The following is a 22,499-nucleotide window of genomic DNA, read 5'->3' as shown; positions in this document are numbered from 1 at the left end:
GGGAGTGACCTGAGAGCGTAGACGGACAGTACGCGCCAGACGGGTCTACATCCGGGAGATCCTCGAGCATAGCGAGTACGACAAGGGCAGATGGAAGGACTGACCATGAACGCCATTCTTGATCAAGCGACAATGCACTGGGCATACATCGCCCCCCTGCTCAGCGAACCTGAGAGTGAAGCGGATTACGACACCAAGGTCGAGGCCCTGGATGAACTGCTCGACATGGTAGGTGACGACGAGAATCACCCACTGGCAGGTTTGGTAGCGCGCCTCGGTGACATCATCGAAGCCTATGACGAGGAGCATCGTCCCATGCCGGACGTCTCCAACGTCGATGTGCTCCGCTATCTCATGGAAGAACATGGCGTCACCCAAAGCAACTTACCCGAAGTTGGTGCTCAACCCGTCGTATCTGCCATCCTGGCGGGTAAACGCTCCCTGAACTGGCGTCAGATCTGCGGGCTCTCCGAGCGATTCGGGGTGCCGACCGATGCATTCAAGGGCCGCGCGGCTGGCTGACCACCCATGCAGCATGAATGCTGTCATGATAATTCTGATTACACCACCTCCGCTCCAGCCACCGCCTCAGCTGCCAACAGCTTGCCGCTCTCCAGCCGCACCAGCCGGTCAGCGAGGGGAAGTAGCGGTCGTCGTGGGAAATCACCAGCACCGCCTTGCCCATGCGCTTCAATTCGGGCAACACCTCGCGGTAGAACACCTCCTTGAACAGCGGATCCTGATCCGCTGCCCACTCGTCGAAGACCAGGAAGGGGCGACCCTCCAGATAGGCCACCACCAGTGCCAGGCGTTTGCGCTGGCCTTGGGACAGCGCCTGGGTGGAGAAGGCGCCGTTCTCGACCCGTACCTTGTGCTGCAGATGCAGCTTGGCCAACAGGCGGTTGCCTTCCTCGTCGAGATCGGCACGCGGCGCCTCCAGCAGCCGCTCGAACAGTGGTAGGGCTTGGCGCCCTTGAAGCCGGGCAGCAGCGAGTGGTGGATATTGATCGCCTTGCCCGCCAGCTTCTCGCTCATCTCGCTGGAGAGTACCTGCATGTAGCGCGCCAGGATGACCAGCTCGGCGCCGCTCTCCTCGATCACCTGCCACACCTGGGCCTCCTGCTCGGGCTTGGTCTCCGGGGTGATGGGGAGATGGTAGTAGGGCAGGTCGTGCCAGGCGGCCAGCGAGGGGCAATCGAGCTCAGCCCACACAGCAAAAGCTCTCGCGTCAATGGCGCCAAAGGCAGTCGCAGCGCATCTCGTCGATCGACCCAACGTATCTCGGCAATCTCCGCGGCCGCCGCGACACGCTCATCGGTCACCAGTCGAAACAGATGGGCTTCTACCTCATGCCCCGCCTCATTGGCTGCGGGAGCGCGGCGAATACCGCACTCCGTCAACCGGTCGGGCTCGACCCGAAGACCCAGCTCCTCCGCGAGCTCACGACAGAGCGCCGAGTCAGCCGCTTCACCTGCCTCGATCTTGCCTCCTGGCTGCATGAAATAACGGGTATGCCGCTTACGCACCAGAAGCCATCGCTGGCCAGAGTCGAGCACAATGGCAGCAGCGATGCGGATCAACAGCGGCGAGTCGATATCGTCGGACACGGTCGATAACTCCTTGTTCATGTCAGAAGGCCCAGTCTTCGTCCTCGGTGGCCACCGCACGCCCGATCACGTAGGAGGAGCCGGAGCCGGAGAAGAAGTCGTGGTTCTCATCGGCGTTGGGCGAGAGCGCGGCGAGGATGGTCGGATCGACGTCGGTGACGCTTGACGGGAACAGCGCCTCGAAGCCGAGGTTCATCAGCGCCTTGTTGGCGTTGTAGTGGAGGAACTTCTTGACGTCCTCGGTCAGGCCCACCTCGTCGTAGAGCGACTCGGTGTACTTGACCTCGTTGTCGTAGAGCTCCAGCAGCAGCTCGTAGGCGTACTCCTTGACCGCCGCCTGGCGCTCCGGGGTGGCCTCGGCCAGCGCCTGCTGGAACTTGTAGCCGATGTAGTAGCCATGCACCGCCTCGTCGCGAATGATCAGGCGGATCAGGTCGGCGGTGTTGGTCAGCTTGGCGTGGCTCGACCAGTACATCGGCAGGTAGAAGCCGGAGTAGAACAGGAACGACTCGAGGAACACGCTGGCGACCTTGCGCATCAGCGGGTCGTCGGCGCGATAGCGCTCGAGGATCAGCTCCGACTTGGCCTGCAGGGTCGGGTTCTCTTCGCTCCAGCGGAAGGCGTCGTCGACGTCCCGGGTGGCGCACAGGGTCGAGAAGATCGAGCTGTAGGAGCGCGCGTGCACGGCTTCCATGAAGGCGATGTTGGCGTAGACCGCTTCTTCGTGGGGGGTACGCGCATCAGGCATCAGCGCCGGGGCGCCGACGCTGCTCTGGATGGTGTCGAGCAGCGTCAGGCCGGTAAAGACGCGGATGGTGAGCTGCTGTTCCTGGTGCGTGAGGGTGTTCCACGACTGAATGTCGTTGGACAGCGGCACCTTCTCCGGCAGCCAGAAGTTGCTGGTCAGGCGGTTCCACACCTCCAGGTCCTTGTCGTCCTGGAGGCGGTTCCAGTTGATGGCATCGACCCGCGAGAGGCGCGGCGCCGTGCCCTGTGCTGCGTGTACGTTGGTCATGATTCGCTCGCTTGTCAGAGGCTGCAGGAAACGCAGCCCTCTACTTCCGTTCCTTCCAGGGCGCTTTGGCGCAGGCGCACGTAGTAGAGCGTCTTGATGCCCTTGCGCCAGGCGTAGATCTGGGCCTTGTTGATGTCGCGGGTGGTGGCGGTGTCGGGGAAGAACAGCGTCAGCGACAGGCCCTGGTCGACGTGCTGCGACGCCTCGGCATAGGTGTCGATGATCTTCTCCGGGCCGATCTCGTAGGCGTCCTGGTAGTAGTCCAGGTTGTCGTCATTGAGATAGGGCGCCGGGTAGTAGACGCGCCCCAGCTTGCCCTCCTTGCGGATCTCGATCTTGGCCGCCACCGGGTGAATGCTCGAGGTGGAGTGGTTAATGTAGGAGATCGAGCCGGTGGGCGGCACCGCCTGCAGGTTGCGGTTGTAGAGGCCATGCTCCATCACCGAGGCCTTGAGCGACTGCCACTCCTCGCGGGTCGGGATGGCGATGCCGGCGCGCTCGAACAGCCCCCGCACCTTCTCGGTACGCGGCTGCCACTCGCGCTCGGTGTACTTGTCGAAGAACGCCCCGCTGGCGTAGTCGGAGTCGGCGAAGCCGGCAAAGGCCGCGCCGTGCTCGACGGCCAAGCGGTTGGAGGCGCGCAGGGCGTGATAGACCACGCAGTAGAAGTAGAGGTTGGTGAAGTCCAGCCCCTCGTCCGAGCCGTAGTGGATATGCTCGCGAGCCAGGAAGCCGTGCAGGTTCATCTGCCCCAGGCCGATCGCACGGGAGTGGGCGTTGCCCTCGGCGATCGACGGCACCGAGGCGAGGTGGCTCATCTCAGAGACCGCGGTCAGGCCGCGCACGGCAATCTCGACGCTGGTGCCAATATCGCCGGCGTCCATCACCTTGGCGATGTTCATCGAGCCCAGGTTGCAGGAGATGTCCTCGCCGGTGTGGCGATAGCCGAGGTCGTCGTCATAGAGGCTCGGCGTATTGACCTGGAGGATCTCCGAGCAGAGGTTGCTCATGTTGATACGCCCGGCGATGGGGTTGGCGCGGTTGACGTTGTCCTCGAACATCACATAGGGATAGCCCGACTCGAACTGCACCTCGGCCAGGATCTGGAAGAATTCCCGGGCGTTGATCTTTGACTTGCGGATGCGCGAGTCGTCGACCATCTCATGGTACTTCTCTGTGACGCTGATATCGCCAAACGGCACGCCGTAGACGCGCTCCACGTCGTAGGGCGAGAACAAGTACATCGCCTCGTTGCGCTTGGCCAGCTCGAAGGTGATGTCGGGGATGGTCACGCCCAGCGACAGCGTCTTGATACGGATCTTCTCGTCGGCGTTCTCGCGCTTGGTGTCGAGGAAACGCAGGATGTCCGGGTGGTGGGCGTTGAGATAGACCGCCCCGGCGCCCTGGCGCGCGCCCAGCTGGTTGGCGTAGGAGAAGGCATCCTCGAGCAGCTTCATGATCGGGATGATGCCCGACGACTGGTTCTCGATGCGCTTGATCGGCGCGCCGAACTCGCGGATGTTGCTGAGCAGGAAGGCCACCCCGCCGCCGCGCTTGGAGAGCTGCAGCGCCGAGTTGATGGCACGGCCGATGGACTCCATGTTGTCCTCGATGCGCAGCAGGAAGCACGACACCAGCTCGCCGCGCTGACGCTTGCCACAGTTGAGGAAGGTCGGCGTGGCGGGCTGGAAGCGGCCGCTGACGATCTCGTCGACCAGCGCCCGGGCCAGGGTCTCGTCGCCGCGCGCCAGGCTCAGCGCGACCATGCACACGCGATCCTCGTAGCGCTCGAGGTAGCGCTTGCCGTCGAAGGTCTTCAGCGTATAGCTGGTGTAGTACTTGAAGGCGCCGAGGAAGCTCGGGAAACGAAACTTGTAGGCGTAAGCCTGTTCGAACAGCGACTTGATGAAGGCGCGGTCGTACTGCTCGAGCACCTGGGGCTCGTAGTAGCTCTCCTCGACCAGGTAGTCGAGCTTCTCCTCCAACGAGTGGAAGAACACCGTGTTCTGATTGACGTGCTGCAGGAAATACTGGCGCGCCGCCTCGCGGTCCTTGTCCAGCTGCAGCTCACCCTCGGGGCCATACAGATTGAGCATGGCGTTGAGGGAATGATAATCCAGCGTGCGTGCCGCCTCGCCCTGGCCGGCGGGCCGGTGGGTCTCGCTCATGGCTGTCGTTTCCAAAACGCGTCTACTCCCTGTTGAACCCTGGCCACGTCTTCATCCGTGCCCAGAAGCTCGAATCGATATAGCAGCGGTACGCCGCACTTGTCGGCGATGATGCGCCCGGCCAGGCCGTACGCGGTACCGAAGTTGGTATTGCCGGCGGCGATCACCCCTCTGATCAACCCGCGGTTGTGCGGGTCGTTAAGGAACTGGATCACCTGCTTGGGCACCGCACCGTCGGCGCTGCCGCCCCCGTAGGTGGGGGTGATCAGGATATAGGGGCGGGTCACTCGCAGCGGCGGCTCGTCGCGGTTCAGCGGGATGCGCCGCGCCGGCAGGCCGAGCTTCTCGACGAAGCGATGGGTATTACCCGACTTGGTCGAGAAGTACACCAGCTCGCCATCCGGCTGAGCGGCGCCGAGCGCTGCCTGCTGTGCTTGTGCGGCCGACATGGCGGTCTCCTGCGAATGGCCTCGAAGCGATTTACGACAGCGCCTGGATGCGGTCCGGACGGAAGCCCGACCAGTGGTCGTCACCGGCCACCACCACCGGCAGTTGACGGTAGCCCAATGCTTCCACGGTACGCCGCGCCATGGGGTCGTCATCGATATCGAGCACGCGGTAATCGAGCCCCCGGCGATCCAGGGCCCGGTAGGTCGCGGAGCACTGTACACAGGCCGGGCGGCTGTAGACATGGACTTCCATCGTTCTCTCCTCCATCTCTCTGCTTGCTCCTCGCCATGGAGCGGACATAACAAACGGCAACCCAACAACACCATATATTGTGCCATTACAGGTTAAGATACCTACATATAGGTCTGTCAAGGAGAAAACGAGAAGTCTTCGATACGCGCTGACGTCGCATCGTGTGCCTACTTCGACCGGGGCGCTTGCGCCCCTGGCACGGTGCCGTACTGCCTGCCTCCAGCGGCATTCGACCGCTGGCCTTCCAGTACATGCTGGCGAGCAGCCGTGCGCATAATGAGGCGCTGAATGTCGGAGAACACCACCGAGAACAGCTGCCGGTAGGCATCGCGATTATGCGCCTCGATGCGCTCGTCATTCAGAGCCGGATCAATCTCGATCCAGCGACACTCTTTCCAGTCGTTCGCCGAACCACTGCTGCCTGAGCCCGCGCTGCTGGTCTAAGATAAGCGCCAGGTAGTCTCGCAACAGATGGCCACCAGGCGATAGGCTCATGCGGGCAGCGCCAGCTGTAGGTGGACGTCGTGGATCAGACGCAGGTGGTTGAAGGGACTCGCCTGGGTCTCCTCCTGGCGCAGGTGGAAGGCACGCTGCTCCCCTCTGGGCAGCCCCTGGTACTCGGCAATCACCTGAAAAAGCCAGATCTCGTCGGTCCACGCCATGTCGCTGGCCTGCAGGTAGGCCAGGGCGCTGAGCGCCTCGCCGTCGCGGTCGATCACCGCTAGATAGAAGCGCTCCACGTCCTGCTTGAGGGCCTGCTGGCGGGCGGCCACCAGGCTCGCCTGCTGGGCCTCGGCGGGGCCCGCGGCGCTGACCGCCTGAGGCTTGTGTGGCGGTGCGGGCAGCTGGTGAAGCAGCTCGGTCAGCACCCTGGCATCCAGATGGCGGTCGACCGCCGGCGACGCGGCGGCGGTCAGGGGCGCGGCCCGATTCACCAGCGTCGGTACTTCGCTGCGCCGGGCGTAGTTGCCGGGCACGAAGCCGGGTTGCTCGCGCAGGAAAGCGGCCATGCCTGCTACCAGGCGGCTGCGCGACTGCTGCTGGCGGAAGCGCGCCATCAGCTCGATGAGCCGCCGCTGAACCTCCCGCAGGCCGGTATAGTGCTGGCTGAGCTGCTGCTGCAGCTGGCTGATCAGCAGCTTGCGCAGGGCGCCGTCGCTGCCCACCAGCTCGATCAATTCATCGAAATCGATCAGCGCCAGCCCGTCGAGCAAGCGCACGATCTGCTTCTGGGCGCGGTCGTTCTCACGGATCTTGTCATTCAGGCGACTGACGAAACCAAAGTCGCTGTTGAGTCGCTGCCAGAGACTGTCGATGGCATCGGCGAAGCGACCGTTGAGGTCGTCCACCTCCTGGCGCAGGCGCAAAAGGTGCTGCTCCTGGCGCCAGTGTTCGCCGGCATCGCGCGCCTCGCGATAGCTCTGCACCAGGCCGCGCAGCAGCTCCAGGGTCTCCGCCACGCCGGCATTGACATGGCGGCGGGTCTCGTCGGCAAGCATCTCGGCGATCAGGTCGCGCACCTTGGGGGCGAGCTTGACGCCACCCTGCTCGTCCGGTCGCCACAGGACACGCGCCGCCAGCAGCTTGCGCAGCGCCGTCTCGCTCAGCGCCGCCATTGGCACCTCATCCCGGGCATAGCCAGCCATCAGCGCCTCGGCATGCTTGCCGAGCAGCGCCAGGCGCTCGGCGCCGGTGGTGATCAGGCGGCTCTCCAAGGCATGACCGTCGCTCACAGCAGGCTCTCCTGGGTGACTGGCGCCTCCTCTTCGACAGGCAGGTTCTCCTCGTCACGGATAAAGCGCACCAGGTCGACGAGATAGTCGATCTTGCCGGTGACCAGGTACACCTGGCGCTCGGCATGGGGCTGGAGCAGGTAGCCGTGCTCCCTCAAGCGCTTGAAGAGCTGCTTGATCTGGGCGTCGAGCTGGTCGCTCTGGGAGCCGAAGAAGCCGTCGGTAGCCAGTCGCTCCAGGCGTTCGCGCAGACTCTGGTTGTCCTCGCACCGGGCGCTGAGCTCGGCGGGCTTGAGAATGTCGCCGGGGGCGATCAGGGCGTCGCGCCCCAGCGCCTCCTGCACCAGCTGCAGCCACTCCAACAGCGGCAGCAGGCTATTGACGGTATCGCCGAGCTGGCGCGACAGCTGCTCCCGAGCGTCGTCGTTCAGCTGTCGCCAGGCCAGGAAATAGACGCTGCCGCCCACATTGGCGGCCAGCCGACGGTTGAGCGGGCGCAGGTAGGTGTCGATCTGCTCGCGGAGCTGGTCATCCTGAAGGCGACGAAAGGCGTGCTCGTCACTCACCGCACAGATGAACTCCCCGGCCAGCAGACGTTCAAGCAGTGGACCGTGCTCGATCATGCGGTCACCTCCTCAGCGGCGCGGGCCTGCAGCCGTTCGGCCAGACGGCTCAGTCGCGGTTCGATACGCTTGAGTCGACGCAGGGAAGGATCGGCCTCATCCCGGTCGATCAGATAGCGGTTGTCAAACAGCAGCAGCACGTCCGACTCCGGGTTGGGAAAGGCGCCGACGATATGGATGCGGTTGCTGTCGCAGGCGTCGAACAACTTCTCGACGTTGTGGTAGGCCAGAGTGCCGATCTCGTCGATGGGCCAGTGGATGGCGATCTCGGCCCGACCGCGCAGCAGCCGAGTAAAGGCGAGCAGGAACTTGCACAGGATCAGGTAGGCCATACCGTGACTGGATGACTCCAGCAGCTGGCGGTCGTTCTTGATCACCAGGTCGGTGCCTCCCTCGTTGAGGTGCAGCTCCAGGCGCAGCAGGCTCTCGAAGCTGTACTGCTGGTCACTGCGCAAGAGTTCCACCACGTCGGCCAAGGCGTCGAGGTAGTCGTCGCTCGGCAGCGGCTGCCCCGATTCGCGCCACTCCCGATAGCGCTGGGCGAACAGCTTGAGCGGCTCCCAGAAGCCAAGCTCGTCGATGGTGGACTGGATCTTCACCTCAGCCTTGCCGATACCTTCCAGGGTCAGGTCGTCGGCGACCTCTTCGGAGAGGCGACGACTCTGGGCGCTGATGCGGCGGTTGAGGTCGCGGAACACGGCGAAGAACTTGTCCAGGTCGTCACTGAGATTGCGCCCCTGCTGCACCAGCTGCTGCTGCTGGTCCTCCAGCAGCTGGAGCATGCCGCGCAGCAGCGGCAGCAGCCGCCGGGGCGAATCAGACTCACCGGCGAGCTTGCCCCGCTCGGTGTCCAGGGCCTCGACGAAGCCGCTGCTGGCTCCCTTGATCAGCTCACCCTCCACCTGTTCGCAGCCCTTGCGCAGGGTCTCCAGCTCGCGGCTGCGGCTGGCCAGCGCCTGACGGGTCCGCTCGATACGTTCGTGCACATCCCCGGGGACTCGCGGCTCGGCTCGACCGCCGCGCTCAGCCCTAGGCTCTCCACCTGGTCCAGCAGCGGTTCGAGAGCGCCAATGACCTCCTGCTCGGCGTGCTGACTGCCTTTCAGCGCGTTGAGCGTCTGCTGATAGGCCGCCTTGGCGGCCTGGAAGTCGCTGCGCAGCTGGTCTCGCTCACGCTGTACCGCCTGCTGCTCACGGGTCAGCGTGGCTTCCTTTTCCACCAGCCGCGGTTTGCGCTCGCCCCACTCGACGCGCATGAAGCGCCGGTAGGCCGCCAGCTCCTCCTGGCGGGCCGCGGTGAGGCGCATGCGCTCCTCCAGGGCGGCCAGCCGTGACTGGGTCTCCTTCAGGGTGATCGGGTCGACGCCCTGGGCCTCCAGCTCCTGGTTGAAGGCGGCTTCCAGCTCGTCTCGCTGGCGCCGATGCTCCGCCTTCAGGTCGCCAAGCTGGTGTTTGTGCTGGCGGATCTGCGCTTCCAGGCCGTCCAGCTGGCTCTGGGCATCGGCCTTGAGCTCGAGCAACTGCGCCTGATGGGTCTCGGTGAGCGCGTCCAGCGCCTCGCGCTTCTCGTCACGCAGCGCCTGCTGGAGCGCTTCCTGCTCGGCCAGCGCCGCCTCTCCGGCCGCCCGCCGCGCCTGCTGCTGCTTGACGTGGCGATCATGGAGCTGGCGGCGAGCTTCCAGGGCGTACTCCACCTCCTCGTCGGCACGCTTGAGGGCGCTACGCTCCTGCCCCAGTGTCACCTCGGCCCCCTGGACCCGGTCATGTTGCGCCTTGAGGCGTTTTCCGCGGCCTGGACATCCGCCTCGGCGCGAGTCAGGGCCGCCTCGGCCGCCTCGATGGCGGCCAGCAGGCTCGCCTCATCCTGGGCGTCATCGGGCAAGGCAATCGCCGCAAGGTCCAGGACCACGCCAAATAGGTCGTCGCCAGCCTCCTCGGCAAGCTGGGGGGCAAGATCCCGGCGCTCCAGCAGCTCGGGAGCGATCACCTTACCCAGCCGCTGCTCCCACCCCGGACGGTGATAGCGCAGGAAATGACGCAGACTGCCCTGGGCGGGGTCGCGCTGCCGGTAAAGCGCTTCGCAGCGACGCTCGACCTGGGAGCGCTGCTGGCGAGTCTGCTCGAGCTCACGCTCGGCGCTGTCACGCTCTTTCTTTCCGCTTTCATACTCGCGGCGCAGTCCATCGAGGGTCGTGGCGGCCGCGCTGCGGTCGCTCTGGGCCCTGTCCAGGCGCGCCTGGGCCAGCTCGGCTTCTTGAGCCTCTTCCGAGGTCTGAGCAGTATGCATCAGCTGTGTCTTGAGCTCGGCCAGACGCTCGACACCCTGCTCCAGGCGCGCCTGGTAGCTAGCTTCCAGGTCGACTCGCTCGCCCTGGCTGCGCGCCTCGAGGCTTCGCTGCGCCTCCCAGTGCCGTTCACGACAGCTCTCCTTCTCTTCGCCCAGGGCATCGATGAGCGCCTGGGCCTCGTCGGTCTGCCGGGCCAGGGTATCGGCCAGCTCGCGAAGCCGCCCTTCCCGCTTGGCCTGACTGGCCTGCACGGCCTGCTGCATGAACTCGAGGTGGTCGCGCAGCTGCTGATGCTGTTCACGCCATTGCGGCAACGCCTCCAGGTCGCGCTCCAGGACGGGCATGTCCGCTTCGGCATACTGCTCATACTGGCGCTGCAGGTCATTGAGGTCGCGCTGGGTGTGATCCAGCTCGCTGCCCAGCTCGCTGGCGCGATCATTGAGGGCATCCCGCGCCTGCTCGTACTCCTGCTCACGCACCTGAAAATCACGCTGGTGCTGGCTGAGCTGTGCCTCCAGATCGGCCAGGGTGCGCTCGGCGCGATGGCGATCTGCCTCCAGCTGGGGTTTCAACTGCCATAAGGTGGCTTCAAGCTCGGCAAGCTCACGGTCCACCCCGCCCAACTCCCCCAGCCGCTGCTGGAGAGGCGCCAGACGCATCGACTGGCGCATCTGGGCGATCCACTCCCGCGCCTTGGTGTTGCGGATACGCGTCACCGGCAGCTCGACCCCATCCTCCTCGAAGATCGCCGCCAGCATGGTCTTGAGGGTATCCATCTTGCCCTCCTTGGCGTGAACCGCCGAGACCAGCTTCTCGATATGGCGTATGCGCCGCTCGGGCTTGACCAGACTGAACTGGGCGGCGATCTGGCGCAGCTTGAGTCCGTCGCGGCGGTTGCCCTGGGACTGGGCCGCACCCTGCTGGGTGAAGTCGTTCTGGATAACCGAGCGGTATTCGGAAGTGGCACCCAGCTTCGCCGACACGCTGATTCCCTCGCGACGCAGCCCGTTGGCCCACTGCGCGTAGTCGAGCGCCACTACCCCGGCATCGCTCTCGATCAGGTAATCCTCGGGACGATAGGGGGCGCCGACGAAGCGATACTCCACCCCGCCGTCGCTCTTGCGGGTCAGCACCGCCTGGCAAACGTTGCCCGCTTCGCGGCGGTACTCGTAGACCAGGTAGCTGTTGCGATGCGGCAGGTAGAAGGCGTCGAACTTCATCCGGGTCTTGGGCACCACCCGGTTGGGTAGCTCACCATAGAACACCGGCACCAGGCGCTGCAGAGTGGTCTTGCCCGACGCATTGGTGCCGCAGATATTGGTGTGGCCGTCCACACTGAGCTCGACCACTCCCTCGAGATGGCCGTGAATCATCACGATGCGTAGCAGGTGAGCCATGCCGCGTCCTTGATCCTGTCATGTCCAAAGCGCCCTATCTTGCCAGAGACCCGGCGTCGTGGCATTCACCCTTCTGCAGCGAGACGCTTAACCACCGCGGCGCTGCCCTAAGCAGATCGCCGCGACCCAAAGGCCACGGCGATCGTCAGGACGGTCGGCGGAGGTACGACGCGATCAGGAAACGGCGGCCTGGTAGCGCCGCTCGACGTCTTCCCAGTTGATCACGTTGAAGAAGGCGGCCACATAGTCCGGGCGTTTGTTCTGATATTTCAGGTAGTAGGCGTGTTCCCAGACATCCAGGCCCAGTACCGGGGTATTGCCGTGCATGATCGGACTATCCTGGTTCAAGGTGTTCTCCACCACCAGCGTCTTCTCCGGGGTCACGCTGAGCCAGGCCCAGCCGCTGCCGAAGCGCCCCAGTGCCGCCTTGGTGAAGGCGTCCTTGAAGGCATCGAAACCTCCCAGCTCGCTGTCGATGGCCTGAGCCACCTTGCCCTGGGGCTGGCCGCCCCCTTTGGGCGACATCATCTGCCAGAACTTGGAGTGATTGGAGTGGCCGCCGGCGTTGTTGATCACCGCCTGGCGCTTGTCCTCCGGTACCCGGTCGAGATTGGCGAGCAGCTCGTCCACCGGCACTTCTTCGAGCCCCGTCCCCTCCAGGGCGCCATTGAGATTGTTGACGTAGGTCTGATGATGCCGGCCATGGTGAATTTCCATGGTCGTCGTGTCGATATACGGCTCCAGCGCATCATAGCCATAGGGAAGGTCGGGCAGTGTATGCGGCATGATCTCTCCTCCTTAAGGATGGCAAAGGGGGCTGGCCCCGTGGACTTCATCCCCAAGGATGGCAGATCATCGTTCACCGCGCTAATAAAAATCGTTATCAGCTTATATAGGCTCTGACAATCTCCCTCTGCCGGCTTCCCCATGGCTATAACCCCAACAGCAGCGAGCCGGCCCTCTCAGGAGGGCCGGCTCGCTGCCGGGGTAGCGCCTCGAGGCCACCGACCGTTGAGAGCGCTACCGGGAAGATCCCGGTCTTTTTTAGGTTCTTCGCCGACTGGCGTGAACAGGCTATGTGGGAGGGAGCTTCAGCTCGCGAAGTAGCGCTCAGCGCTACCCATGGGGCGCCTGCGGCGCCTTCGCCCGGCAGAGCCGGCCTCCCACCATCAAACCTGCCAAACATGTTCACGCTAAAGTGCGATGAACCATTTTTTACAGCTTGCTTTCCAGCTCCGGCAGGGCCTCGAAGAGATCCGCCACCAGACCATAGTCGGCCACCTGGAAGATCGGCGCCTCCTCGTCCTTGTTGATGGCGACGATCACCTTGGAGTCCTTCATGCCGGCCAGGTGCTGGATGGCTCCTGAAATGCCCACGGCAATGTAGAGCTCCGGCGCGACGATCTTGCCGGTCTGGCCCACCTGCATGTCGTTGGGCACGAAGCCGGCGTCCACTGCGGCACGCGACGCGCCGATGGCCGCACCCAGCTTGTCGGCGATGCCCTCGAGCAGCTTGAAGTTCTCGCCGCTGCCCATGCCGCGACCGCCGGAGATCACCACCTTGGCGGCGCCCAGCTCGGGACGGTCGGACTCGGCCAGCGCTTCCTTGACGAAGGTGGACTGGGCGTTGTCGGCCACGACGTCCACCGCTTCGACCTCGGCGCTACCGCCTTCGCCAACGGCATCGAAGCCGGTGGCACGCACGGTGATCACCTTGAGCGGATCCTCACTCTGCACGGTGGCGATGGCGTTGCCGGCGTAGATCGGGCGCTTGAAGGTGTCCGGGGACTCCACCGCGATGATCTCGGAGATCTGGGAGACGTCCTTGAGGGCGGCGACGCGGGGCAGCACGTTCTTGCCGGTGGTGGAGGCGGCGGCCAGCAGGTGGCTGTAGTCGCCGGCCAGCTCGGCGAGCAGCGCGGCGGTGGGCTCGGCCAGCAGGTGGGCGTAGGCGGCGTTGTCGGCCACGCGGACCTTGCGCACACCGTCGAGCTTGGCGGCCGCTTGTGCCACGGCGCCAACGTTCTCGCCCGCCACCAGGATGTCAATGTCGCCGCCGATGGCTTGCGCCGCGGCAACCACGTGGGCAGTGGCGCCAACCAGGGCGCCGTCGTGATGTTCGGCCAGGACCAGAATGCTCATGAAATCAGCTCCCTCAAAGCACTTTGGCTTCGTTTTTCAGTTTGTCCACGAGCTCATCCACGGAGCCCACCTTGATGCCGCCCTGGCGCTCGGCCGGCGGCTCGACCTTGAGCAGCTTGACCTTGGAGGCCACCTCGACGCCCAGGTCTGCCGGCGACTTGACGTCCATCGGCTTCTTCTTGGCCTTCATGATGTCGGGCAACTTGGCGTAGCGCGGCTCGTTCAAGCGCAGGTCGGTGGTGACGATAGCGGGCAGGGAGAGCTCGACGGTCTGCAGGCCGCCATCGATCTCGCGAGTCACCTGGGCCTTGTCGCCGTCGATGACCACCTCGGAAGCGAAGGTGCCCTGGGGCAGGCCGGTCAGGGCGGCGAGCATCTGGCCGGTCTGGTTGTTGTCGGTGTCGATGGCCTGCTTGCCGAGGATCGTAAGGCCCGGCTGCTCCTCGTCCACCACCTTGGCCAGCAGCTTGGCGGCGGCCAGCGACTCGACGCGCTCGTCGGTCTCGACATGCACGGCACGGTCGGCGCCCAGCGCCAGCGCGGTACGCAGCTGCTCCTGGGCGGCCTTGGGACCGATGGTCACCGCGACGATCTCGGTGGCCACGCCCTTCTCCTTCAGGCGCACCGCCTCTTCCACGGCGATCTCGCAGAAGGGATTCATGGCCATCTTGACGTTGGTGAGGTCGACGTCGGAGTTGTCCGGCTTGACCCGGATCTTGACGTTGTAGTCGATGACGCGTTTGACCGCGACGAGTACTTTCATGGTGTCCTCGCTTGGTTCAGTGTAGGAACCGTCTGGTTAGGGAGCGCCGATACGCCCGACTCGCACCGGACCTGCTGGCGTTTCCTTAGAACCGGCTGGCATGCCTTTGTGTGTTTCATGCAAGCGTTTGATAGGCGCCGCAACGCAAAACCCTTTTAATGTGCCACAGGCAGACCCGGGGCAACAATCCCAGCCGATCGGAGCTTCTCGCGGCTCCCGCCGCACATTACCCATCGTAGGGGTGACCTGAGTCGTCTATTATGCCTATCATGGAGAATATCGAGAAGCAAACGACCGTTTTAAATTCTTTCGACGTTGGTGGTAGACCGTAGCCGTGACGTCGATGGTGAGGGAGGAGCAACCGGATGTCAGAGCAAGTAGAGCGTGATTCGATGGAGTTCGACGTGGTCATCGTCGGCGCCGGCCCTTCAGGCCTGTCGGCGGCCTGTCGGCTGATGCAGCAGGCCAATGAGGCCGAACAGGAGCTGTCGGTGTGCGTGGTGGAGAAGGGCTCCGAGGTGGGGGCCCATATCCTCTCCGGCGCGGTCTTCGAGCCCCGCGCCCTGGCCGAACTCTTCCCCGACTGGGAGGAGCGCGGCGCGCCCCTCACCACGCCGGCGACCCGCGATGAGGTCTACCTGCTCAAGGACGCCGAGAAGGCCCAGAAGCTCCCCAACGCCCTGGTGCCCAAGTCGATGCATAACACCGGTGGCGACATGCCCCGCTATGTGATCAGCGCCGGCAACCTGTGCCGCTGGCTGGCCGAGCAGGCCGAGACGCTGGGGGTGGAGATCTTCCCCGGCTTCGCCGCCCAGGAGACGATCGTCGAGGACGGCGTGGTCAAGGGCATCCTGATCGGCGACATGGGGGTGGGCGCCGATGGGCAGCCCAAGGACGGCCATATGCCGGGCATGGAGCTGCGCGCCAAGTACACCCTGTTCGCCGAGGGCTGTCGCGGCCATCTGGGCAAGCGGCTGATCGAAGAGTTCAAGCTCGACGAGGGCAAGGACCCGCAGCACTACGGCATCGGCCTGAAGGAGCTCTGGGACATCCCCGCCGAGCAGCACGAGCCCGGCCTGGTGCTGCACGGCTCCGGCTGGCCGCTGGACAAGAAGACCCACGGCGGCTGGTTCCTCTACCACGCCGAGAACCAGCAGGTGGTGGTCGGCCTGATCATGGATCTCTCCTATCAGAATCCGTGGCTCTCCCCCTTCGACGAGTTCCAGCGCATGAAGCATCACCCGGTGCTCGCCAAGCACCTGGAAGGCGGCAAGCGGGTCTCCTACGGTGCCCGAGCCATCACCAAGGGCGGCCTCAACTGCCTGCCCAAGATGACCTTCCCCGGCGGCCTGCTGGTCGGCTGCGATGCCGGCACCCTGAACTTCTCCAAGATCAAGGGACTGCATACCGCCATGAAGTCCGGCCTGGTGGCCGCCGAGGCGGTGTTCGAGGCCGTCGCCGCCGGTGATGAAGGGGGCACCGAGCTCGCCGCCTTTACCGAGAAGTGGGAGGCCAGCTGGGCTTATGCCGAGCTCAAGGAGAGCGCCAGCTTCGGCCCAGCGATCCACAAGTACGGCACCGTGGGCGGCGGCGCCTACAACTTCGTCAACCAGCTGCTCGGCGGCAGGCTGCCCAACGTCCACGACACCACCCCGGACCACGCCACGCTCAAACCGGCCAGCGAGTTCGAGAAGATCGACTACCCCAAGCCCGACGGCAAGCTCTCCTTCGACAAGCTCTCCTCGGTGTTTTTGTCGAACACCAACCACGAGGAGGACCAGCCCTGCCACCTGAAGCTGGCCGACCCCGAGCTGCCGATCCGCGATAACCTGCCCGAGTACGCCGAGCCCGCCCAGCGCTACTGCCCGGCGGGGGTCTACGAGGTCGTGGAAGACGACGAGGGCAAACCGCAGTTCCAGATCAACTTCCAGAACTGCGTGCACTGCAAGACCTGCGACATCAAGGACCCGGCCCAGAACATCACCTGGGTGGCGCCGGAGGGCGGCGGCGGGCCCAACTACCCCAATATGTAAGACTCTAGACGGACAGGCGCGAAACGAATTTGTGGGAGGGAGCTTCAGCTCGCGAAGTAGCGCTCCGCGCTACAAACGGGTCGCCTTCGGCGACTTCGCCCGGCAGAGCCGGCCTCCCACCATAGGGCTGCATAACTGATTCAGCCCACTGTGCAACGAACCATCTGCAAACTCCCGCACAGTGTCGCCGCCCTGGGGATCGAGCCCCCTTCAGACAGGACCGTTTCCTTCCTCTTCCAAGGCCTTCACCAGGGCCTCCACGACCCGCTGCTGCTGCTCGGCCTCGAGATAAGGGTGCATCGGCAGGCTGAGAATCGCCGCGCAGACGCCGTCGGTCACCGGCAGCCGGCTCTCCGGGTCCGCTACCGCCGGCTGGCGGTTGAGCGGCTGCGGGTAGTGAACGGCGGTCGGAATGCCGGCATCGGCAAGCCGGCGCTGCACTGCCTCCCGGTTGGCCACTCGGAGGCTGTACTGGGCATAGACGCTGGTGTTGCCAGGCGCGAGCACCGGTGCGGTGGTGATTCCCGCCTGCTGAAGCAGCCGGTCATAGCGCCCGGCCGCCGCCTGGCGCAGCGCCACCTCCTCGTCGAAGATGTCCAGCTTGGCCAGTAGCACGGCGGCCTGCAGGGTATCGAGCCGGCTGTTCATGCCCAGGCAAACATGATGGTAGCGCCTGGCCTCGCCGTGACGCGCCACCAGGCGAATCGCCTCGGCAAGTGCGGGGTCGTCGGTGAACAGCGCGCCGCCGTCGCCATAGGCCCCTAGCGGCTTGCTGGGAAAGAAGCTGGTGGTGGCGACACGGCTGAGGCTCCCCGAGCGCCGGCCGCGCTGGGTCGCCCCGAAGCTTTGGGCGGCATCCTCGACCACCGCCAGCCCGTGGCGGTCGGCCACCGCCTCGATCGCCGCCATGTCGGCACACTGACCGAACATCGACACCGGCATGATGGCGCGGGTGCGCGGCGTAATCGCCGCCTCGAGTCGAGCCGGGTCGAGCAGGTAGGTGTCGGGATCGATGTCCACGTAGACGGGCCTGGCCCCCACCAGCGCCACGCTCTCCGCCGAGGCGACAAAGGTGAAGCCGGGCACGATCACCTCGTCGCCCGGGCCGATCTCCAGCGCCATCAGGGCGATCTGCAGGGCGTCGGTGCCGTTGGCGCAGCCGATACAGTGTGACACGCCGACGTAGTCGGCCAACCGCTGCTCGAGCGCCTCCACCTCCGGCCCAAGGACATAGCGGCCATGGGCCAGCACGCGGGCAATGGCCGCATCGAGCTGCGGCTTGATGCGCGCCTGCTGGGCGGCCAGATCGATGAACTGCATGGTAGCGCCTCCCTATACGCTGGTGGCCAATCCCAGCTCCAGCATCCGCGGGTGGCCCTCGCCCTGGCGCGGCGACTCGGGGGTCGCGGCGCGAATCGCCGTCACGGTTTCCAGGCAGTGGCGCACGGTCTCGATATCGAAGCCGCGACCGGCCAGGATCTCGCGGTAGCTGACGGTGTGCAGGTCGGTGAAGCCGGTGGAGAACTCGAAGAGCTCCTCGTCACAGGTGATGCTGCGGTAGGTGGACTGCCGCCCACGCACCGCATCGGGCAGGTCCTGCTCGTCGATGGACAGGAACCAGCGCACCCTGGCCTTCTCGTACTCCAGGTAGCCGGCGGCCTTGTGGTCGTCGCTATAGTGCAGCACCTGATGCTCCAGCTCCCCGAAGATCTGGTGCAGCATGTCGAAGAAGTGGATGCCGATCTCGGCCACCACCCCGAAGGACTTGCGCGGGTCCCCCTTCCAGCTCGCCAGGTACCAGGGGCCCCGGGCGGTGATGTAGGTGAGCTCGACCTCGTACTTGCTGTCGCGCTGTTCGGCAAGCACCTTGTCGCGCAGCTCATGGATCGCCGGGTGATGACGCAGCTGCATGATGCTGTACACCTGGCGACCGGTCTCCTCCTCCACCAGGCGCAGCTCGTCGAGCTGCTCGGGCGTCGGCACCAGCGGCTTTTCGCAGATGACGTCGCAGCCCAGCTGCAGGCCGGCGACGATGTGGGCGCTGTGCAGGTGGTTAGGCGAGCAGACCACCATATAGTCCAGTGCTCCTTCCCCCGGCGCCGCAGCCGCCAGGCGTGCTCGAGAAAATATTCGAACTCGGTAAAAAAAGCGCAGTTCGTCGAGATGGAGTCGATGATGCCCACCGAATCGTTGAGGTCGTAGGCCGCCACCAGCGAGTGGCCGGTCTCCTTGATGGCCTGCATATGACGCGGTGCGATATAGCCGGCGGCGCCAATCAGCGCGAAATTCATGTCCCTCTCCCTTGGTCGTGGTCAGCCTTGGGCCGTAAATCGATTGAGGGTCAAGCCTACTTCGCCTGGCCGCCACGCGCCACCGGCCGCGAGGGATCGCGGATCCACTCGCTCCAGGAGCCGGCATAGAGGCGCGGCAGGGGACGACCGGCGATGGCATAGGCCAGGATGTTGTGGCAGGCGGTAACCCCTGAGCCGCAGTAGGCAATGATCGCCGACGCCTCGGGTAGTTCGGCCACCAGCTCGGCCGCCGGCTTGAAGCGGCCATCCTCGGCCAGGTTGGCGGGGCTGGGCCGGCAGCGGGCGCCGGGGATATGCCCCGCCACCGGGTCGATGGGCTCGACCTCGCCGCGAAAGCGCTCGAGACTGCGGGCATCGAGCTTCAGCTCGCGTCCGGAAAAGACCCGGTCGGCGTCGACCCGGGCGGCCTCGGCGAAATCCGGCTGCCAGTCGCTGGGGGCGGGCTCGGCGGCGTCGCTGCTCAGCGGTAGCTCGCCGCCCTGCACCTGCCAGGCCCGCAGGCCACCGTCCAGCACCCGCACCTCGGGATGCCCCGCCCAGCAGGCCAGCATCCACCAGGCCCGGGCCGCGGCCAGCTGACCGCCCATGTCGTCGTAGACCACCACCGGCCGCTCGGGGAGAGGCCGAGACGCTGCAGCGTGGCCGTAAAGGCGCCCTGGCTCGGCAGCGGGTGACGACCGGCCTCCCCCGGCGTGCCAGCCAGGTCACGATCCAGATCCAGGTGCTGGCTGCCCGGCACATGCCCTGCCTGCCACAGCCGTCGCCCGGCCTCCGGCTCACCGAGCCGCGCCCGACAGTCCAGCACCCGGGGCGGATGCGCCCCCGCAGCGCCTCGGCCAGCTCCGCCGCGGAAATCAGCACGTTCGACATGGTCTCTCTCCTTTCCCAGGACTTGGCTCATTCACGACTCGGCCCCGCTCAGGAATCCGCCGACGACGGATCGGCGGCGAGGCGCTCGATGGGGGCGCGCCTGGCCAACAGACGCCGGCGGCCGGACTGGCGGAAGTGCACCTCGATCACCGGGTCGGCCGGGTCCCCCTCCACCACGGTCACTTCGCCTTCGCCGAACACCGCATGGCGCAGGCGCTGACCGGGATGATACGCCGCCGCCTCCCAGGCGGGGCCGTCCTCGGCCACCCCGTCGGCGGCTAGCGGCGCGAGCGGCAGCTCACGCCCCAGCGCCGCCAAATAGCCGGCCACCCGGGCCGGCGAGCCCACCACCAGCGGCGCCTGAGCCTCCCCTGCCCCGTCGTCCAGCCGCGCCGCCACTCGCAGGCAGTCCTGCCAGGACGTTTCGCCGATGAAGCGGCTGGGACGGTGCGCGCCGCCGTCGTGGAGGATCAGCAGCCGTTCGCGGGCGCGGGTGATGGCCACATCGAACAGCCGCCGCTCCTCCTCGAGCCGGTCGACGGTGAGGGGATTGTCGCGACCATAGTGGGGAAAGTCCTCCTCGTTGGCGCCGCCCACGGCCACCAGCGGCCACTCCAACCCCTTGGCACCGTGTACGGTGGTGATCAGCAGCCCGCTGCTGTGGTTCTCCACCGGTCGTTCCAGCAGCTCGATGAAGGCCCCGATGTCGCGGACTTCCGCGGCCTGCTCGACCAGCACGTCGAGCAGTCGCACGTCCTCCTCGCCCTTCTCGCGGCGCGCGGCGGCCCGCTTGAGCACCTTCTCGGCATCCAGGCTGTCGACCACGTGGGTCAGCAGCCGCGCCGGCGACCAGCCGGCGAGCCGCGGCAGCTCGCATAGCAGCTGCCAGCGTCGCGAGAGATTGCGCCGCTGGATCGGCTTGAGCCCCGCCAGCAGCGGGTCGTGGCGATCGGGAAAACTCTGGCTCTCGGCCAGTCGCCTGGCCAGGGCAGCAAGACGTTCTCGAGCCACGAAGGGGGTGGGCTGCTCGAGCAGCCGCTGCAGCAGCGCCGGGTCGTGCAGCAGTCCGGGGCTCAGCGCCAGGCGCAGATAGCCGGCCAAGGCCTGCACCAGGGGCAGGCGAAACACGAAGCGATCCTCCCGGGAGAGCCGGAAGGGAATGCCGGCCTGCAGCAGCTGAAGCTGGAACGGCACCGACAGCGCCCAGCTGCGCACCAGCAGACAGGCCTCGTCGAGACGCCTCCCCGCCCGTTGCCAGCCGGCCAGCTCGACGAGCAGCGCGCCGGGGCCGCTCTCCACCGCCAGGGTGGTGACCGGGTTACCGGGAGCCGCCAGGCACAGCTGATCGGGCCGGCGGCGGTTGGCGGCGATGGCGTGGTTGGCCGCCAGCGCCAGGGCATGGCCGTGGCGAAAGGTGGTAGAGAGCGGATAGTCGGTGGCCGACCCGAAGGTGGCGGTGAAGTGCTCGCGCATGGTGTCGGGGTGGGCACCGCGCCACTCGTAGATGCACTGATTGGCATCGCCTACCGCCATCACTGCGGCGTCACGCCCGGCCAGGGTGGCGAGCAGGCGCAGCTGGGCCTGGTTGATGTCCTGGTACTCGTCGATGATCACCTGATCGAGAAAGCCCTGGACCCGGGCGGTCAGGGCCGGGTCGGCCTCCAGGGCGCGCAGGGGGCGGTAGAGCAGATCCGAGTAGGTCATCAGGCCGTGCTCGGCGAGCAGCTCTTCGAGCCGCTGGAAGGCATCCACGAAGTGGGCGGTCTCCGCACCGAAGTCGAGTCGCTCATAGAGCGCCGCCGGGGGTGCCATCTCGGCCTTCACCAGCCCGCAGAAATGCGCCAGGGCATCGAGGGTCTCGGCTTCCAGCGCGCTCTCGCGGCGCTCCGGGTCGTCGCCTAGCGCCTCCAGGGAGGCCTGCCGCAGCAGCCGCTCGACCTGCCAGTCGGCGGACAGCAGCCGACGCGGCGACAGGGCTCCCCAGCGGGTCAGGCTTCCGGTCAGGCGATGCCCCAGGGAGTGAAAGGTGCGTACGTCCGGCAGGCGCTGACCGGGCGGGGCCAGCGCGGCCAAGCGTGCCTGAAAGTCGTCACGGGCCGAGCGGTTGAACATCAGCACCAGGATACGCGCCGCCGGCACGCCCCGCGCGAGCAACTGCAGCACCCGGGCCACCAGCGTGGTGGTCTTGCCGGAGCCGGCCACGGCGGCCACCCGGGCATGACCGGCGCCATGCGACACCACGGCGCGCTGCTCGGCGGTGAGTCTCACGGGGCCTCGTCGGGCAGTTCGCCGAGCGGCTGCCAGACGCCGGCGCTGGTCAGCCCCAGCTCCAGGCGGCCGTCCTGGCACCGGCGCTGCTCGGCAGCTTCCACCAGCCGATAGAAGACGTTGCGCCCCAGGCGTGCGGCGAGCCCAAAGCGCACCGGCACCTCGGGCACAGGCTCGCCGTCGGGGGTCTCGGTCACCCGCAGGCGGTGCTCATCATCCAGGCTCAGCCGGTCCCCGACGTTGGTGGTCAGCCACCAGCGGCCCGCCGCGTCACGCTCGGCATCGACGACCACGAAGGGGCGGTCGACGACCCGGATGCGCTGCTTCTCCGCCGGCGTCACCAGGTAGACATGGCCGTCGTCGTCACGGCGCAGCACGGTGGAAAGCAGCCTCACCAGGCGCGGCCGGGCGATCACGCCGCCCTCGTGGATCCAGCGGCCGTCGGCCTCGATCACCAGGTCCATCTCCCCGACTCGCTCGGGATGCCAGCGGTCCACGGGCGGTATCTCGCCGGTCGGGTCGACATGCTCGATCAGCGGCTCCAGATTCATGGCGGCAGTCTCCGGCATGGCGCGTTAC

The 22,499-nt window shown here is 66.0% G+C and carries 22 protein-coding genes and 1 pseudogene; 3 read left to right on the top strand and 20 right to left on the bottom strand.

Going from position 1 to position 22,499, the window contains the following annotated elements; translation table 11 throughout:
• The first annotated feature begins 90 nt into the window (after positions 1-90).
• The gene (locus tag ACSJDS_RS09165) at positions 91-522 is read left to right on the top strand and encodes a helix-turn-helix domain-containing protein (RefSeq protein ID WP_473032996.1); all 432 of its coding nucleotides are present in this window, start codon (positions 91-93) and stop codon (positions 520-522) included.
• Here the strand turns inward: ACSJDS_RS09165 and ACSJDS_RS09160 are convergent.
• The 7 genes and pseudogenes from ACSJDS_RS09160 to nrdH form a co-directional block, all read right to left on the bottom strand.
• Positions 500-895: a hypothetical protein gene (locus ACSJDS_RS09160; protein ID WP_473035100.1), complete on the bottom strand. Its 396-nt coding sequence runs from the start codon at positions 893-895 to the stop codon at positions 500-502. The two genes, ACSJDS_RS09165 and ACSJDS_RS09160, sit on opposite strands and share 23 nt — an antisense overlap.
• A 59-nt stretch (positions 896-954) precedes the next feature.
• Positions 955-1,197, bottom strand: a pseudogene (locus ACSJDS_RS09155) (formyltransferase family protein); the annotation flags it as partial.
• Complete coding sequence (locus ACSJDS_RS09150) at positions 1,098-1,628, bottom strand: NUDIX hydrolase (protein ID WP_473032995.1); 531 nt, start codon at positions 1,626-1,628, stop codon at positions 1,098-1,100. The pseudogene ACSJDS_RS09155 and the gene ACSJDS_RS09150, both read right to left, overlap by 100 nt.
• Position 1,629: 1 nt before the next feature.
• Complete coding sequence (gene nrdF, locus ACSJDS_RS09145) at positions 1,630-2,622, bottom strand: class 1b ribonucleoside-diphosphate reductase subunit beta (RefSeq protein WP_473032993.1); 993 nt, start codon at positions 2,620-2,622, stop codon at positions 1,630-1,632.
• Between the two features lie 14 nt (positions 2,623-2,636).
• On the bottom strand, positions 2,637-4,790 hold the full coding sequence (nrdE, locus tag ACSJDS_RS09140) for a class 1b ribonucleoside-diphosphate reductase subunit alpha (RefSeq protein WP_473032992.1): 2,154 nt from the start codon (positions 4,788-4,790) through the stop codon (positions 2,637-2,639).
• A complete protein-coding gene (gene nrdI, locus ACSJDS_RS09135; RefSeq protein WP_473032991.1) occupies positions 4,787-5,239 on the bottom strand; it encodes a class Ib ribonucleoside-diphosphate reductase assembly flavoprotein NrdI in 453 nt (150 codons plus the stop codon). The genes nrdE and nrdI overlap by 4 nt, the downstream gene beginning before the upstream one ends.
• A gap of 31 nt (positions 5,240-5,270) precedes the next feature.
• On the bottom strand, positions 5,271-5,492 hold the full coding sequence (gene nrdH / locus ACSJDS_RS09130; protein ID WP_473032990.1) for a glutaredoxin-like protein NrdH: 222 nt from the start codon (positions 5,490-5,492) through the stop codon (positions 5,271-5,273).
• A gap of 185 nt (positions 5,493-5,677) precedes the next feature.
• Between nrdH and ACSJDS_RS09125 the strand changes: the two genes are divergently transcribed.
• Positions 5,678-5,917: a hypothetical protein gene (locus ACSJDS_RS09125; RefSeq protein WP_473032989.1), complete on the top strand. Its 240-nt coding sequence runs from the start codon at positions 5,678-5,680 to the stop codon at positions 5,915-5,917.
• Between the two features lie 66 nt (positions 5,918-5,983).
• Here the strand turns inward: ACSJDS_RS09125 and ACSJDS_RS09120 are convergent, their stop codons facing one another.
• The 8 genes from ACSJDS_RS09120 to ACSJDS_RS09085 all read right to left on the bottom strand — a co-directional run bounded on the left by ACSJDS_RS09120 (position 5,984) and on the right by ACSJDS_RS09085 (position 14,437).
• The gene (locus ACSJDS_RS09120) at positions 5,984-7,225 is read right to left on the bottom strand and encodes a hypothetical protein (RefSeq protein WP_473032988.1); all 1,242 of its coding nucleotides are present in this window, start codon (positions 7,223-7,225) and stop codon (positions 5,984-5,986) included.
• Positions 7,222-7,848 carry a condensin complex protein MksE gene (locus tag ACSJDS_RS09115; protein ID WP_473032987.1) on the bottom strand — a complete coding sequence of 209 codons (627 nt, stop codon included), beginning with the start codon at positions 7,846-7,848 and terminating at the stop codon, positions 7,222-7,224. Before ACSJDS_RS09115 ends, ACSJDS_RS09120 begins: the two co-directional genes overlap by 4 nt.
• Complete coding sequence (locus ACSJDS_RS09110) at positions 7,845-8,834, bottom strand: ATP-binding protein (protein ID WP_473032986.1); 990 nt, start codon at positions 8,832-8,834, stop codon at positions 7,845-7,847. The genes ACSJDS_RS09115 and ACSJDS_RS09110 overlap by 4 nt, the downstream gene beginning before the upstream one ends.
• Positions 8,735-9,589 carry an ATP-binding protein gene (locus ACSJDS_RS09105; RefSeq protein WP_473032985.1) on the bottom strand — a complete coding sequence of 285 codons (855 nt, stop codon included), beginning with the start codon at positions 9,587-9,589 and terminating at the stop codon, positions 8,735-8,737. Before ACSJDS_RS09105 ends, ACSJDS_RS09110 begins: the two co-directional genes overlap by 100 nt.
• Positions 9,586-11,532 (bottom strand): ATP-binding protein, encoded by a 1,947-nt coding sequence (locus tag ACSJDS_RS09100; RefSeq protein WP_473032984.1) that lies wholly within the window; start codon positions 11,530-11,532, stop codon positions 9,586-9,588. Before ACSJDS_RS09100 ends, ACSJDS_RS09105 begins: the two co-directional genes overlap by 4 nt.
• A 174-nt stretch (positions 11,533-11,706) precedes the next feature.
• The gene (locus tag ACSJDS_RS09095) at positions 11,707-12,318 is read right to left on the bottom strand and encodes a superoxide dismutase (RefSeq protein ID WP_473032983.1); all 612 of its coding nucleotides are present in this window, start codon (positions 12,316-12,318) and stop codon (positions 11,707-11,709) included.
• A gap of 429 nt (positions 12,319-12,747) precedes the next feature.
• Complete coding sequence (locus ACSJDS_RS09090) at positions 12,748-13,674, bottom strand: electron transfer flavoprotein subunit alpha/FixB family protein (RefSeq protein ID WP_473032982.1); 927 nt, start codon at positions 13,672-13,674, stop codon at positions 12,748-12,750.
• Positions 13,675-13,687: 13 nt separating this feature from the next.
• A complete protein-coding gene (locus ACSJDS_RS09085; RefSeq protein ID WP_473032981.1) occupies positions 13,688-14,437 on the bottom strand; it encodes an electron transfer flavoprotein subunit beta/FixA family protein in 750 nt (249 codons plus the stop codon).
• 365 nt (positions 14,438-14,802) lie between these two features.
• Between ACSJDS_RS09085 and ACSJDS_RS09080 the strand changes: the two genes are divergently transcribed.
• On the top strand, positions 14,803-16,470 hold the full coding sequence (locus ACSJDS_RS09080; RefSeq protein ID WP_473032980.1) for an electron transfer flavoprotein-ubiquinone oxidoreductase: 1,668 nt from the start codon (positions 14,803-14,805) through the stop codon (positions 16,468-16,470).
• Positions 16,471-16,680: 210 nt separating this feature from the next.
• Here the strand turns inward: ACSJDS_RS09080 and ACSJDS_RS09075 are convergent, their stop codons facing one another.
• The 5 genes from ACSJDS_RS09075 to ACSJDS_RS09055 form a co-directional block, all read right to left on the bottom strand.
• On the bottom strand, positions 16,681-17,790 hold the full coding sequence (locus ACSJDS_RS09075) for a DegT/DnrJ/EryC1/StrS family aminotransferase (protein WP_473032979.1): 1,110 nt from the start codon (positions 17,788-17,790) through the stop codon (positions 16,681-16,683).
• A 12-nt stretch (positions 17,791-17,802) separates the two neighbouring features.
• Positions 17,803-18,543 carry a Gfo/Idh/MocA family oxidoreductase gene (locus ACSJDS_RS09070; RefSeq protein WP_473032978.1) on the bottom strand — a complete coding sequence of 247 codons (741 nt, stop codon included), beginning with the start codon at positions 18,541-18,543 and terminating at the stop codon, positions 17,803-17,805.
• A 274-nt stretch (positions 18,544-18,817) separates the two neighbouring features.
• Positions 18,818-19,387, bottom strand: coding sequence for a sulfurtransferase (locus ACSJDS_RS09065; RefSeq protein WP_473032977.1), 570 nt, complete (start codon positions 19,385-19,387; stop codon positions 18,818-18,820).
• A 313-nt stretch (positions 19,388-19,700) separates the two neighbouring features.
• The gene (locus ACSJDS_RS09060) at positions 19,701-21,920 is read right to left on the bottom strand and encodes an ATP-dependent helicase (RefSeq protein ID WP_473032976.1); all 2,220 of its coding nucleotides are present in this window, start codon (positions 21,918-21,920) and stop codon (positions 19,701-19,703) included.
• Positions 21,917-22,471, bottom strand: a complete 555-nt coding sequence (locus tag ACSJDS_RS09055; RefSeq protein WP_473032975.1) for a DUF1285 domain-containing protein — start codon at positions 22,469-22,471, stop codon at positions 21,917-21,919. Before ACSJDS_RS09055 ends, ACSJDS_RS09060 begins: the two co-directional genes overlap by 4 nt.
• Positions 22,472-22,499: the final 28 nt, after the last annotated feature.

It is taken from the genome of Halomonas sp. SL18_1 (assembly GCF_055755715.1).
Note: the sequence above shows the minus strand (reverse complement) of the source record. Positions and strands in the feature narration are given on the sequence as shown.